Below are 14,923 nucleotides of genomic sequence, written 5' to 3'. Positions count from 1 at the left end.
AGCGCTTTATTGGTAGGATTACCACATGAGATCATCTGGAATCACATAAGCGGCATAAGGATCGTCATCTGCTAACTCATTGTCTGAGGTATCGTTAGACACTACCATAAAGCCTTCTAGTTTTGCATCTATACGATCGGCCAAGGGGCGAGGAAGTAGAGCATAGCTTTCTTCCAAGCGTGCAATGACCACGTGACCTGCTACGATTTGATCGTATAGTTTTTGCGTGATAGAGATTTTTTTGACTTTAGTGTCGTCAACGAACTGATAATTGACTTCACCCTTTGTATCAGTGATTTGATGCTGCCTAATCATTTGGACGATATTGGCCTTTAGCATTTTCTCTTCTAAAAGCTGCTGTTTTTCTTGATTAAGCTTTTGATCCTTCTCCAGCTTTTTTGCTTGGGCTGCTGCCAATGCTTTTTTGGCTTCCACATTGGACGCATCACCAGTGCGCTTGGCATGTTCAGATTGCTTGCTTATCTTTTTGGCTTTTTTGCTATCAACCAATCCCGCTTTTAAAAGTTGAGCTTGTAGGGCATTCTTGGCCATAATTCCATTACCTAGATGATAAAAATAAAAATTAAATAGTAGCAAATTTTGCGGTGGCGTGTCGTTAATTCCTCTAATCTGCAAAAGATGGTACTGTTATACAAAATACGATTAATAATGATTAGGGCGTGTTGAACATTCACAAATAGGCACTGCTGATTGCTAAAATGGTTTCATACAAGGCGCAAGTCGACGATAATGTTAATACCTTAGCTAGACTTGCAACGCAGTATGGGGCGATTTTAGCATCAGCCCGTAGGGACAGGACTGTTTTTTGCCGCTTCTGTGTTAAAAATAGACGTTTAGAAAGACTAAACTTAAGATTTTTAACGTTGAATCGCCTAAAAAATAGTCTCTGTCAGTGCCATGGTCGAATGTTCAACACGCCCTAACCATTAAGCCAGTTTGGTAAACAACATTATGATGCGTGACTGGTAAAATTTTTCTTGCTTGCTGTGCCTACGCAGACAGAGGCTGCAAAAAACTTATACCAGTCACGCTGTCTCTTTTTTATATTGACCCGACTATAAGTAATGATTAGCGATTAAGCCAGTTGAGTAAATAACCAAAGCAAGCCATTAATCGCAGCGATGCCGACGATCATGCTCACCAATAATTGACGGCTAAAATGATAGACCAATAATACCAGAAGTAAAGCACCTATTTGAGCCATGAGTAAATGTAACTCTGCGCTTTGCATACCCGTACTTGCTGATAAGTCTTGATAGGAGAGACTGGTTAAAATAAGTAATACCATCACGGATAACGGTAAGCTCTCATTTAAACGGTGTAACCAAGGCGTATCCAGCAGCTTTTTGGGTATCAAGGCGGGAAGGGCGCGCGTAATAAAAGTGACGGCAGCCATAGCAAAGGTGGCAAAAATAAGGTAACTACTGCTCATCGGTGTCTCCTTGTACGCGGCGCTGCATCCACACACCACGGGCCAAAATCATCAGCATACAAATCGTAATCGCTACTAATAACAACCAATTACTGGTAAAGAACGAGGCAATCACTAAAGCAATCACGGCAATACCAATGGGGAAATAGCGTTTGATACTTTGGAATTGCTCATAAGCCAAAATGGCAAACAGACACACCAAGGCAAAATCTAAATGCGGTACCAAGTCACTGAGCGCGCTGCCAATCATCACGCCAATAGCGCTAGCAAGTACCCACCAGCTTTGATTAAACAGACTGATAGGCAAAATCAAGCGCGCTCTTGACTCAGGAGATAAACTGGTCATCACTGAAAACGTCTCATCAGTAAGGGCAAATAAACAATATATTTTAGCGATTTTATTACTAGGCATCGCATGCAGCAGTGGCGCCGCATAAAATACATGGCGCAAATTAATCGCCGCGATATTGCTGGCGATGCTGCTAATAGCCTCGCCAGCGCTCAGCATCTTCAAACAAGCATATTGCGCAGCGCCTGCATATAAGACCACACTTAGCATGATAGTAGCCCACACTGGCACACCAGCCACTTGTGCGAGCACACCAAAGGCGATGCCTGCAGGCAGATAGCCCATCGCGACTGGCAGGCTCTTTTTGAAGCCTCCTGCCCAATCATAGTGAGCCGCTTGTTGATGATTTAGTTCCTTTGAATGAATGGTCACATGACATCCTAATTTTCTAACAGTATTGTTTTTTGACTAGGGCGTGTTGAACATTCGACCATGGCACTGACAGAGACTATTTTTTAGGCGATTCAACGTTAAAAATCTTAAGTTTAGTCTTTCTAAACGTCTATTTTTAACACAGAAGCGGCAAAAAACAGTCCTGTCCCTACGGGCTGATGCTAAAATCGCCCCATACTGCGTTGCAAGTCTAGCTAAGGTATTAACATTATCGTCGACTTGCGCCTTGTATGAAACCATTTTAGCAATCAGCAGTGCCTATTTGTGAATGTTCAACACGCCCTATATTTTATAATGAAGGGCTAATTGTTATCCGATAAGGTTAAGAAAGTCCTATTTTTCAGGTAAATAAACCTTTAGGTAATCAATGCTAAACATTGGGCTGTAATTTTTCATAGCTACCAGTTTGATGTGCACGGTATAAAAACCCGCCGAGAATAATCAGCCTTAGCAGCAACAAACACCAAACGCTGAGCCAGATGCCAGTCATGTCCCACTGCTGATAGAGTAGCCAACTCAGAGGGAAAAATACCGCCGCCAATATAAGAGCAGCGTTACGAATGACATTACCCGCTGTTAAACCAAAGAATATGCCATCTAACCAATAAGCGCCAACGCCGACCAATGGTAATAGCACCGCATAAAGATGGTAATCATAGGCGAGTGTGAAGACTGGTTCAATATTGGTCATAAACTTCAAATAAGTTGGCATAGCAAGCCACCAAATCGTACTCAACATGATGGCAAGCCCATAGCTGACTACGCCAGTGCGTTTGACGATAATACGAAAACGTGGCCAATCACGTCGTCCTGCTGCTTGACCACTCAAGGTCTCAGCAGATACTGCGACACCATCGAGGGCAAATGCTGAAATACTTAGTACCTGCAATAAAATAGCGTTGGCCGCCAGAATGACATCACCGCTTTGCGCAGATAAGCGGGTAATCCAAGCAAAGCTCAATGTTAAGATCAGCGTACGAATAAAGATATCTTTATTGAGCGAAAATAGCCTAAGCATTTTATCTTTGGTGAAATGTTGCCGATCAGCAGTAAACAGCGCCGTCCAAGATATTTGTAGATGTTGACGACTTAACCATAGTGCTAATAATACCCCAGACCAAAATGCAATAGTCGTACCTAGCGCTACACCGACCAAGCCCATGTGCATGCCATACACAAAAAATAGCGTTAGAATGATATTAAGTAAGGCGATAAAGCCTTGTTGGTAGAGCATGTAGCGAGTCTTGCCCTGACCCGCAAACCAGCCTATAAAGGCAAAGTTCATTAGCTCAGCGATCACACCCCAAAAGCGCACATCCAAATAAGTCTTGGCAGCAAGGCCACTGTTAGGATTGGCAGATAATGCTTGCAGACCAAACTCTATTAACCAAGGTTTTGCCAGCAGTAACAGTGCGCCAATGATGAATGCCAACAATAACGCACGTTGCAAAATAGATAGCAGTGGTGAGGGCGCTAGATTCGGCTGTTTTGTCGTACTGCTGATAGCGTTGTCAACATGACTAGCCAATTGTCCCAATGCTTGTGCCGACAGTCCAGATGAGGCGTACTGTAAAAAATTAAAACTGACGAGCAATAAAGACAATAACTGTATGGCCAACCCCATACCAGCAAGCTTAGCGGTGTCATTCATATTACCGACAATGGCAGTATCAATGACGCTTTGAAGTGGCATTGCCAAATTGGCCAACAATACCGGCAAGGCAATAGCGATAATACGCGCGTAGCGAGTATCAATCGGTGGCATAGAGCGTGGCGGCGTAATAGTTGACATAGATGGCTCATTTTATACTTAACAGACAGAGGGTACAGAAAATCATTTTGCTTTCGGAATAAGCAATACATTTGATCACTATATCGATAATTTATAGAACCATATAAAGATAAAAGCACCTAACACTCATTGATTATGAGTCAGGTGCTTTTATTGGTAGCTCACTTCCGTATAGTGAAAAACGGATTATAAGCTTGTTTGAATACTCTTTTATTTAAAGCTTAACTAAGTTGCTTTAAATATTGTCTTGCTCAAACATTTTTGGATCATTAAAGGTCACAATTTCTTCTTCAAATTCAGGCTTAACCTTCACCACGAAATCATCACGAGATAGCCCCATACGTAGCGGGATAGAACTTGCGATATAGGTTGATGAATAAGTACCAGCCAGCAAACCGATGAACAGTGCAACCGAGAACCAATAGAGACCGTCACCGCCCAAGAACAACATGGCTAAAACAACCAGTAATACGGTTGAGATAGTCATAATGGTACGACGTAACGTCTCTGTTAATGATAAATCAATCGTTTGACGCGGCGTAATACCACGGACACGGCGGAAGTTCTCACGAATACGGTCATAGACAACGATGGTATCGTTCAAGGAATAACCGATCAATGCCAGAATAGCTGCCAAAACGGTCAGGTCAAACGGAAAGCCGAATAAGGCAAAGACACCAATGGTCACGATAGCATCGTGGAACAGTGACAGCACTGCACCTAGAGACAGCTTAAACTGGAAACGTAGCGCGACATAACCAAGCATACAAGCCAAGGCCAAGACCAGCGACATAACAGAGTTTAAGTAGACTTCATTACCTACTTGGCTACCAATGATATTTACATTACTGATTTCAACCGTGTTATTAGGCAATGCTAACGCGGCGCTAAGACTGGCATTGAGTCCGTCAATGTTGTCAGACTGAGGTGGTAAGCGAACTAGTAGCTCTTGACGTGTGCCAAGATACTGTACGACGGCATCATCGAAGCCATTGTCGGCCAAGGCTTTGACCACTTCTACTTGCTCAGCCGGCTGCTCGTAACGTACATCTGCTGATACACCACCAGTAAAATCTAGACCAAAATTTAGACCATTAACAGCAATCGCGATAATACTACCAATCACCATGAGTAACGATAAAATAGCCATTGGCTTTTCTATCTTCATAAAGGGGATAATGCGCTGGTTGCCGACGGCTTTGATACCACCCTCAGCTTGTGCAGCAGCATCCTCAGCGGCATCACTGATCAATTGACTCTGATCAATAGCAGTGCTCGTCTCTGCGGTTTGAGTCGTCAATGCTTGAGAATTTTGACCACCACGACGCGTTTTATTTTTACCCGATGCGGCTGTGGTAGGGTTGTTGGTTTTAGTATTGCTACCTTTACCATCACGACGTGGTTTGTTACGGCGGCGCGTACTGCCACTATTTGAGTCGCCATTTGAGCCATTTCGATCTGGGTTATTCTGTTGTTCTAGGGGATTATTCTTATCGATCGCCATATGTTTCTCCTAACCGATGCTCAAACGTTTGATAGATTTACGTTTACCGTAAGCAATTTGTACCAGAGCACGCGTTACCAAAATCGCGGTAAATAGCGAGCTGACAATACCAATAGCTAAAGTGACCGCAAAGCCTTTAATCGGACCGGTACCAATCGCAAATAAGATAAAGGCGACCAATAAGGTGGTGATGTTGGCATCGAAGATACTACTAAAGGCGCGATCAAAGCCGGCCACAATGGCGGATTTTGGTCGGACGCCATTTGCCAGCTCCTCACGTATTCGCTCAAAAATCAGCACGTTGGCATCGACTGCCATACCGATGGTCAAGACGATACCGGCAATACCGGGTAGGGTCAGTGATGAGCCTAAAATTGACATAATGGCAATGATAATGATGACGTTAATCGCTAGCGCCACGTTGGCAATGACCCCAAACAGACGGTAGAAAATGATCATAAAGGCAAAGACTAATAAGTAACCTACCTGCGTAGAAAACAGGCCTTTGTCAATATTCTCTTGACCCAATGAGGGGCCAATCGTGCGCTCTTCTACAAAATACATCGGTGCGGCTAAGGCGCCTGAACGTAGGAGTAATGCAAGTTCTGCCGCTTCTGCGCTACTATCAAGACCAGTAATACGGAAAGAGGAGCCCAGTACCGCTTGAATATTAGCGCGGTTGATGACTTTGGTTTCAGCATAAGGCGTACGTACTTCGACTGTTTCGCCAGTCGCTGGATCTTCTTCGTAAGTGATACGTTGCTTGTTTTCAATGAATAGCACGGCCATCTGTTTACCAACAGCAGTACGCGTGGCGTTTTGCATCAGCTTGCCACCAGCGCTGTCCAAAGTAATGCTGACTTCAGGTGAGCCGCTCTCATCAATACCCGTCTGCGCGTTAGTGACTTTATCACCGGTGACGATAGATTGGCGCTCTAAAAGTACTGGTGGACCATCAAGCGTCTCAAACGGGAATGCTTCGGTACCAGCAGGAGGAATACCGCCCATATAGTTTTCACTATCTTCAGCGACCATCCGGAACTCAAGGTTCGCTGTGCGACCAAGCACACGTTTGGCTTCTGCAGTATCTTGCACACCTGGCAATTCTACGACGATACGACTCGCGCCTTGTGATTGTACTAAGGCCTCTGTGACGCCAAGCTCAGCAATACGATTGCGTAGGGTCGTCAAGTTTTGATTGACCGCATAGCTATTGATTTCATCTAGCGTGGCATCGTTGTACGCCAAAATCAGGGCAGGGCCTTGGTCATCAATAGAAGACTGTAAACTGAAGGTATTACCCATCGAGCCTTGCAAGACATTTTGTGCACGGTTACGCGCATCGGTATCAGCGAAATGCAGCATGATGCCTTGGTTTTCAGTTTTGATGCCTTTGATCGCGATACGCTCAGCCCGTAGGTCACGACGTACATCGCGGCTCGCACTAGTCAGGCGTTGATCGAGAGCCTTGTCCATGTCAACTTCTAGTACAAAACGAACACCACCGCGCAAATCGAGACCAAGCTTCATCGGCTTAGCACCGATATCACGCAGCCACTGCGGGGTCGTCTGCGCTAAGTTAAGCGCGACCACATAGTCTTCGCCCAGATTCTGGCGCAGTACTTCCTGAGCTTTGAGCTGCTCGACCGGGTTATCAAGACGTACCAGCGCACTGTTGCCTTCAAAGGTACCATCATGATTATTAATTCCAGCCTCTTCGAGTAAGCTTTGAGACTGGGTTAAGATACCATCAGACAGCTGCGTACCTGCTGCGGCACTTGTAATCTGTACGGCAGGTTCATCAGGATAGAGGTTAGGAGCAGCATACAGACCGGCAATGATTAGCACGACGGCAATCAGTAAGTATTTCCAAGCGGGATATTGCATAATCACTTCTTTAGGTTGATAAACTATTGGCGACGCAGGCCACAAGTTAGCAGATGGGAAGTTAGCGATAGCAATGGTTGAGTGCGGTATTTAGCAGTCGTCATCATGCACCATTGCGATCATCCGCGATGATAGTAAAGCGTAAAAGGTAAAGCGAAAAATGACCGTAAATAATGTACGGTCATTTTAAAGTTATTACAACTATTAATTCATAACTGCCATCAATTAGTAACAACTAATGTTCAATCATTATCAGATTTATTAATAACGATTAAACGCTTTCGATAGTGCCAGCTGGCAATACTGAGATGACAGAAGCACGTTGTACTTTGACATCCGTATTATTATTCAAGCTAACAACCGCGTAATCGCCTTCTATGGCTTTGATACGACCCATCAGTCCACCAGCAAAGATGATTTCGCTACCAACAGTCAACGCACTGACCATGGCGCGGTGCTCTTTGGTACGCTTAGACTGTGGGCGAATAACCAAAAAGTAAAAAATGGCAAAAAAAGCAACAGGTAATAAAATTTGGCCAAATAGTGATGCAGCACCAGCAGTTTCGGCGGCATGAGCAGCTTGGATAAATAAAAACATAATTTCTCTCAGTGAGTCATAGATAATAATAAATTAAACGCATAGTAACAAAAAATCCTAGACTTGGTAACTGTTAATCATAGGCTAGGCGTGTTTTTCTTAACGTACTGGCATACTAGGTCGCATCCTCAATTCTAGCGATAGTCATAATGAAGGTTTAAAAATGGCTATATCTAGGCCAACTCCCATCAAATACGCTTATACTATAGACAGTATTTGGCTTGTTTACTTAGGGTCTGTTGAACATTCAAATGAGGCACTGGCAGTGGCTATTTTTTAGACAATACGCAGTGAAATTTTTGACGTCTAGTCATTCTAGGTTAGATAATTTCGCCATGTATTGGCAAAAAATAGCCCTGCCCTGAAAGGCTGATACTAAAATCACCCCAAACGTTGTTGTAAACCTAGCTAAGGTCTCGACATTATCGTCGGTTTACGCCTGATTTGATAAAAGGTTTGGGGCAACTTTAGCAATCAGCAGTTCTAATATTTGAATGTTCAACAGACACTAACATTTATCTTAATTTTTTAATCATTTTTAAAGAGAGAATGTGCCCTGAGATTTATTTCAGATTTATCGTTATTACAAAAATAGGGGTGCGTCTTATAAGGGTACGTCTTATAAGGTCTAGGAGTTGAATTCGTGCAAACCCTTAGTTATAAACCTCATTAATAAAGTAAGCATTATTAGCGCGCTATCGCTAGCAATATCTGTTTAAAAAATGCTATCAAGTTGAGCAAAGCGCTCAACAAAATGGCTCAAAACAACCTTTTTAATAAATAGTGACTTATTGTGCATTCACATCATCAGTGCTACTATCAAAAGACAATGATTGCCTGTATTTAGTGCACTCTCTATTGAGCCATATTCTGCCCACTATAAAACCGCGACAGCATCAACCTTGTTAACCATACTGGTATAATGCTTGTACTTGATTTGCTTTTATCAATTTATCGATATTATTTTGGATTGACTAGGGCGTGTTGAACATTCGACCATGGCACTGACAGAGACTATTTTTTAGGCGATTCAACGTTAAAAATCTTAAGTTTAGTCTTTCTAAACGTCTATTTTTAACACAGAAGCGGCAAAAAACAGTCCTGTCCCTACGGGCTGATGCTAAAATCGCCTCATACTGCGTTGCAAGTCTAGCTAAGGTATTAACATTATCGTCGACTTGCGCCTTGTATGAAACCATTTTAGCAATCAGCAGTGCCTATTTGTGAATGTTCAACACGCCCTATATAATAAGTGCTAATAGAGGATAAGAAAGCTGCGTTAATTGACCATTTATAAGTACGGTTTAGATTTATCATAGATGGTTTGTTGTCCGATGTGGTTTGCTTATTCTATCTCCCGATTCCTTTTTCTCTTTTATGTTTAGGTTACCTAACTTGTCCACCACTTCTATGTTTATACCTCGTTTGTGTCGTCCACGCGCTTGTCGTAAAGACGCTTCTGCTGAACCTCCCCCGACGATGCGCCATAACCCTCGCTTAGGCTTGGGCATAAAATCGTTGTCTCTGCTAACTGTATTGACCACTTTTATGTTGCCAAAAGCGGTATGGGCGGCTGAAGGCTTAGCAGAACCGACTGCTGCCAGTGTACTGCTGCTTATCTTGTTTGTGCTGATCGCTATTGGCATCTCGTTTATCTGCTCTCTGGCTGAGTCTGTTTTGCTGAGCATGACGCCTTCATACATTGCAGATATTCAAGAAAACAATCCCAAAAAAGGCCAAATGCTCAAGCAGCTAAAAGTTGACAATATCGATCAGTCGCTGGCTGCTATTTTGACACTAAATACCGCCGCTCATACGCTCGGCTCTATTGGTGCTGGTGCACAGGCCACGATTGTCTTCGGCAGTACGTGGTTTGGTGTCTTTTCGGCCATTATGACTTTGGCTATTTTGATATTCTCTGAAATTATCCCCAAAACGTTAGGCACGATGTATTGGCGCCGTTTAAGTGGCTTAGTTGCTTACTTTGTGCGCACGATAATTGTTGCGCTATACCCAGTCATTTGGTTCTCGGAGCGTCTGACTAAGCTATTGGTACGTGGTAAAGAGACCCATGTGTTTAGCCGTCGTGAGTTTGCCGCGCTTGCTAGTATTGGTGAAGAGTCTGGACAAATTGACCCACTAGAATCTCGAATTATTCGTAATTTACTCGCATTTGGCGCTATTAAAGTCGAAGATATCATGACGCCGCGCTCGGTGATGCTGGCGTTCGAAGAAAACAAGACCGTGGCTGAATTGTTGGTTGATCGTCCTAAACTAACCTTTTCACGACTACCGATTTATGATGGTGACTTGGACAATATTACTGGTTTTGTCTTAAAAACAGATATGTTGTTGGCGAAAGTCAATCACGCTATGCATAAGCCATTGACTCAATTTAAACGCGATATCACCTTTGTATTTTCAAAAATGAAATTGTTTGACTTGCTAGAGCTTATGCTAAAGAATCGTATCCATATTGCCATTACCGTGGGCGAATATGGTGAAGTAAAAGGGCTAGTCACCTTAGAAGACGTGTTCGAAACGTTATTGGGTCTAGAAATTGTTGATGAAATAGACCGCGTTGAAGATATGCAGGCGCTCGCACGGCAAATGATGGACAGACGCGTAGAGCGTTTGGGCATGAAGCTGAGCGATGATGAGCAGTATGAAGACAGTAATACATAAGCCATAGCATTACCATTGATGCGCCATACGTTGGGCTTCTGAGTCATGACAGTGCTGTTGACGTATGGTCAGTGCTTTAGAGTAATAAGTGCTGTAGGGTAGTAAAGGTATAAGACGTTCATAGTAAAATGATATTCGCAAGAATTACACAGGGTGTCACATGACTGTGAGAATTGAGTGATAGGCTAAAGCCACTATTCGAGTATGCTGTTAACAGTCTTAAACAAACAGCAAAGCGCAATTAAATAGTAAGTAAATGCCAAACGTCAATTAATGACAACAACGAAAAAGTATCGCTAAGGATTATCATGAAACGACTATGGGGAAAAGGGCTATTGGCTCTATTGCTAAAAAGTGCTGGTCTAGCAGCAGTTGTTGCTGTAGCAAGTACGGTCAGCATCACTGCGCAAGCGGCAACCATGACCGAAGATTTGGTGCAAAGCTATGCAGCTGCCATGAAGTCATCAGCGAATAATAAAAGCATCAATCAAGTCGCGCGTCTGGTCTCTGATGATGCGTTGATTTCATTATCAAGAAAAGGCAAATCTACCAGCTTAGACAAAGACGCTTATTTAAAGCTATTACAAAATAGCTGGAATGATACGTCTAATTATCGCTACGATATCTCGGTAGATAATGTTGTTATCACTGGCAATCAAGCTAAGGCAAATGTTACCACCAATGAGAGCTGGGTAAAAGATGGTCGTAATGTGTCATTCGTTACCACCTCGCGCGTCACTCTGACCCTATCTACTGGTAATGCCGTCCTGCTACGTGCTGTATCACAAGTCGCTATTAACTAAGCATTCAGTACTTGTAATCAGTGCTTATAGTCAGTAGTGATGGCTTGTCGTTTATATTCAGCGCTGAGCTATAAAAAAGATAATAATCATCCAAAGTTTTAGTAGCTGTACGTCTAAACGTTCGATTTTTACATACGTTTATCATGTCGTCGTGGCTTTTAGAGTAATAGCTGATTATTATCTTTTATATTAGGCTAGTCTTTGTTTAACATTGCATACTATACTAGCCCTCAATATTACCTTATCAATTCTTGTCGTTAGGAAACTTCCAATATCATGTCTACTGTGCTATCAAACTCTCGCTCATTTATTGCCTTACCCTTGACGCTCGCGGTATCGACTTTACTTATCAGTGCTTGTAGTAATACGTCAACGGTAAAAAATAAGGGCATGACCAACAGCTCAGCTGTGGTTACCAAACGTCCTACCACTCAAGCTGCTAAGCCAAGCACGAACGCTGATTATTCAACGGCGTTTTTAGATGCCGAGAGCTTAGACGAGCTGGCCGATTTGTTAGAAGCGACCGACATGACGATGGTTGAAGGTAATAAACTTGCCATTCAACAATACGGGGACTTGTGGAATCGCCTACGTGCAGGCTATCGCATGAACGGTGGACAGCCTGTTTATAACCAACGTATCGAAGGGCAAAAAGGTTGGTTTACTAGCAGACAGGATTATCTAAACCGTTTAACGGCACGTGCCAGTCGCTATCTATACCATACCGTACGAGAAGCTGAGCGTCGTAATATCCCTACTGAGCTTGCATTATTGCCGGTGATTGAGAGCTCCTATGATCCAAGTGGTACCAGTAGTGCCGCGGCCGCTGGCCTATGGCAGTTCATTCCGAGTACGGGCCGTATTTATGGTCTCAATCAAAGCAGTAGTTACGACGGTCGCCGTGATGTCATCGAATCGACCCGCGCTGCATATGACTTTTTGACAGCCCTACATAATCAGTTCGGTAGTTGGGAGCTGGCCTTGGCCGCTTATAACGCGGGTCCTGGTCGCGTGCAAAAAGCAATCGATGCCAATGCGGCTCGCGGTTTACCAACTGATTATTGGTCACTCAGATTACCGACTGAGACCATGAACTATGTACCACGCTTTTTGGCAGTGGCTGAAATTGTGGCAAAACCTGAGCAATATGGTGTCTACTTGCCTGCTATTGCCAACCGTCAGCATTTCCGTAGTGTGCCAGTGAACTATGGCGTTAGCTTAGCTGAAGTATCGCAAGTAACAGGCGTCAGTTACGACGAATTAGAAAGGCTGAATACTGCGCTGACGTCAGCCCGTGTTGATTCCTCAGGCCCGCAGCGTATCATTATTCCGAATGATGTAAGCCTTAATACTGATGCAAAATTAAGCTCATTACGAGGGAACGGTAGTAGTAATGTCATTGCTACGAGTAATACTAACCCGAATGCACCAACGACGCCAAGCTACAATAGCAAGCCGTACACCACCGGCACGTCATTGCCGTCTACAGGTAGTGCACTTGCAGATTATGCAGCGAGCGCCAGTGTGCCTCAGCAAACGACCAGTTATATCTCACCATCAGCCACGCCGACGAGCAGCTCTGTCTATAGTAACAATGCCGCTGTGCGTACTGAGCCACCACTGACCACGGCAGAAACCAACAAAATCAATGCGGAGCTCAAAAGTAGCAACAGTCTACCGACCACCTCTGCGCAGATTACCCAAAATAATACCATTGTCCAAGAGCCACCGCTAAGTAAAGAAGAGCGTGACTTTATTGCCAATCAAATTCGTAACAGTACGGCTGAAACCAACGTCATCAATGCGGATGGTAATATTAATTTATCTGCAGTACAGACGCAGCAGTCTATTCTAGAAGCGCGCGGCGAAGAGAAAAAACTGAGCTTCCCAAAAACCTCAGTCAGTAAGCCCAAGCCACAAGGCGCGCGCACCACTTATACCGTAAAACGCGGCGATACCTTATCAAACATCGCCACTCGTGCTGGTGTAAGCTGGCGTGACATCGCTGAATGGAACCAAATAGATGCTAGCGCTAAGCTACTATCTGGCAGCACATTATATTTATATGATGCCAAAACCATTGAGCCGATAAGTAGCAGTAGCACAAGCGCTGCTAGCCAGCCTGACAGCTATGTGGTACAAAGCGGCGACACGCTCATTGGTACGGCCAATCGTTTCGGTTTATCAGTGACCCAACTCGCAAGTTATAACAACCTCAGCAGTCGCGCTGACTTGCTGAGAGGCCAAAAGCTGTGGTTGATTCCCGGTAAGGTCACGGCGCCAGCAACGACACCTGCTGCACCATCGACTAAACCAAGCAAGTCGTCGACAGCGACTAAGAACTACAAAGTCAAAGCAGGCGATGGTCTCATTGCCTTAGCACGTCAATTTAATATCTCAACCGAAACCTTAGCCAGTCTTAACAACATCGGTACTACTAACTCTTTATACGTGGGTCAGACGTTAAAAGTACCGGCTAGCGTAGATTTTAATTCTACTAATAGCAGCACTAGTACTAATAGTTCGACTAGTAGCGCAAGCTCTTCAGTACCAACGACCAACTATAAAGTAAAATCAGGTGATACCTTAATCGGCATTGCCAATAGTGTGGGCGTCAGTGCGGCAGAGTTGGCTGCGGTGAATAGCAACTTCGATGCTAAGGCGCGTCTACAACGCGGCCAAACGATCAAAGTTCCAGCTTCTAAGGAATTGGTTGATCGTCAGTTAAATGACAAGGCGGTCAGTTATAAAGTAAAATCAGGAGATACCTTAACGGGTGTCGCTCAACGTTACAATATTGGTTTGGGCGATTTGGCAGCAGCCAACAACTTAAAAACCAACTCTAACTTGATATTGGGTCGTACGATTACCATTCCTGCTAACGGTAGTGCTCCTGCCAAAGCTACTTCTAGTACTAGTAATCAAAGTACTAGCAACAGCGCTGCTAGTACCACGACCAGTACAGCCAGTAGTGGCAAAAAACTGGGCAATACTGAGAGTTATAAAGTCAAATCAGGCGATGGCTTAATCGCGCTGGCTCGTCAGTTTGGTATTGCAGTCGAAGATTTGGCAGCGACCAATGATCTCGCGACCAATGCTCAGCTACAGCGTGGCCAAACCATCAAAGTCCCTAAAGCAACGGTAAGCTATACGGTTGGTTCAGGGGATAGTTTGATTGGTCTCGCCCGTAAGTATGGGGTGTCGACTCAAGAGCTTGCGGATATGAACAATATAAAAGCTGATACCATGCTACAGCGTGGTCAGCGTCTAACCGTACCAAATCGCTAATATAGTCGCATTTAGTACAGGTTAAAAATCAAAAAAGCTGCTCTTATAAAAGAGCAGCTTTTTTATTGGAAAAGTTTTATACGTATTTTATTCAAAAGCTTTTATTACGAAGCTTTTACTATGAGTCTTCTACTATCAGGCTTTAAAACAGAAGAATCATTAAACCAAAAA

The 14,923-nt window shown here is 43.8% G+C and carries 10 protein-coding genes; 3 read left to right on the top strand and 7 right to left on the bottom strand.

The genetic code is table 11. The features are described 5' to 3' along the window. Positions 1-18: 18 nt before the first annotated feature. The 7 genes from AAEY79_RS10145 to yajC form a co-directional block, all read right to left on the bottom strand. Complete coding sequence (locus AAEY79_RS10145) at positions 19-552, bottom strand: DUF2058 domain-containing protein (protein ID WP_025653264.1); 534 nt, start codon at positions 550-552, stop codon at positions 19-21. Positions 553-1,096: 544 nt separating this feature from the next. After that, positions 1,097-1,453 (bottom strand): AzlD domain-containing protein, encoded by a 357-nt coding sequence (locus AAEY79_RS10140; protein ID WP_025653265.1) that lies wholly within the window; start codon positions 1,451-1,453, stop codon positions 1,097-1,099. Next, on the bottom strand, positions 1,443-2,174 hold the full coding sequence (locus AAEY79_RS10135; protein WP_407074191.1) for an AzlC family ABC transporter permease: 732 nt from the start codon (positions 2,172-2,174) through the stop codon (positions 1,443-1,445). Before AAEY79_RS10135 ends, AAEY79_RS10140 begins: the two co-directional genes overlap by 11 nt. A gap of 391 nt (positions 2,175-2,565) precedes the next feature. After that, positions 2,566-3,987 (bottom strand): MATE family efflux transporter, encoded by a 1,422-nt coding sequence (locus tag AAEY79_RS10130; RefSeq protein ID WP_025653267.1) that lies wholly within the window; start codon positions 3,985-3,987, stop codon positions 2,566-2,568. A gap of 235 nt (positions 3,988-4,222) precedes the next feature. Beyond that, positions 4,223-5,491, bottom strand: coding sequence for a protein translocase subunit SecF (gene secF, locus AAEY79_RS10125; RefSeq protein ID WP_025653268.1), 1,269 nt, complete (start codon positions 5,489-5,491; stop codon positions 4,223-4,225). 9 nt (positions 5,492-5,500) lie between these two features. Then, a complete protein-coding gene (secD, locus tag AAEY79_RS10120) occupies positions 5,501-7,378 on the bottom strand; it encodes a protein translocase subunit SecD (RefSeq protein ID WP_025653269.1) in 1,878 nt (625 codons plus the stop codon). A gap of 271 nt (positions 7,379-7,649) precedes the next feature. Next, positions 7,650-7,976 carry a preprotein translocase subunit YajC gene (gene yajC, locus AAEY79_RS10115; protein ID WP_025653270.1) on the bottom strand — a complete coding sequence of 109 codons (327 nt, stop codon included), beginning with the start codon at positions 7,974-7,976 and terminating at the stop codon, positions 7,650-7,652. 1,410 nt (positions 7,977-9,386) lie between these two features. On the opposite strand from yajC, the gene AAEY79_RS10110 reads away from it, so the two are divergent. The 3 genes from AAEY79_RS10110 (at position 9,387) to AAEY79_RS10100 (ending at position 14,752) form a co-directional block, all read left to right on the top strand. Further along, a complete protein-coding gene (locus tag AAEY79_RS10110) occupies positions 9,387-10,661 on the top strand; it encodes a hemolysin family protein (RefSeq protein ID WP_350588275.1) in 1,275 nt (424 codons plus the stop codon). Between the two features lie 308 nt (positions 10,662-10,969). Continuing rightward, a complete protein-coding gene (locus AAEY79_RS10105; protein ID WP_025653272.1) occupies positions 10,970-11,464 on the top strand; it encodes a hypothetical protein in 495 nt (164 codons plus the stop codon). A 276-nt stretch (positions 11,465-11,740) separates the two neighbouring features. Further along, a complete protein-coding gene (locus AAEY79_RS10100; RefSeq protein WP_352288223.1) occupies positions 11,741-14,752 on the top strand; it encodes a LysM peptidoglycan-binding domain-containing protein in 3,012 nt (1,003 codons plus the stop codon). Positions 14,753-14,923 lie beyond the last annotated feature (171 nt).

The organism is Psychrobacter sp. GW64-MNA-CIBAN-0177 (assembly GCF_040309585.1).
GTDB classification, from domain to species: domain Bacteria; phylum Pseudomonadota; class Gammaproteobacteria; order Pseudomonadales; family Moraxellaceae; genus Psychrobacter; species Psychrobacter okhotskensis.
This window is presented reverse-complemented; position numbering and strand designations above follow the sequence as displayed.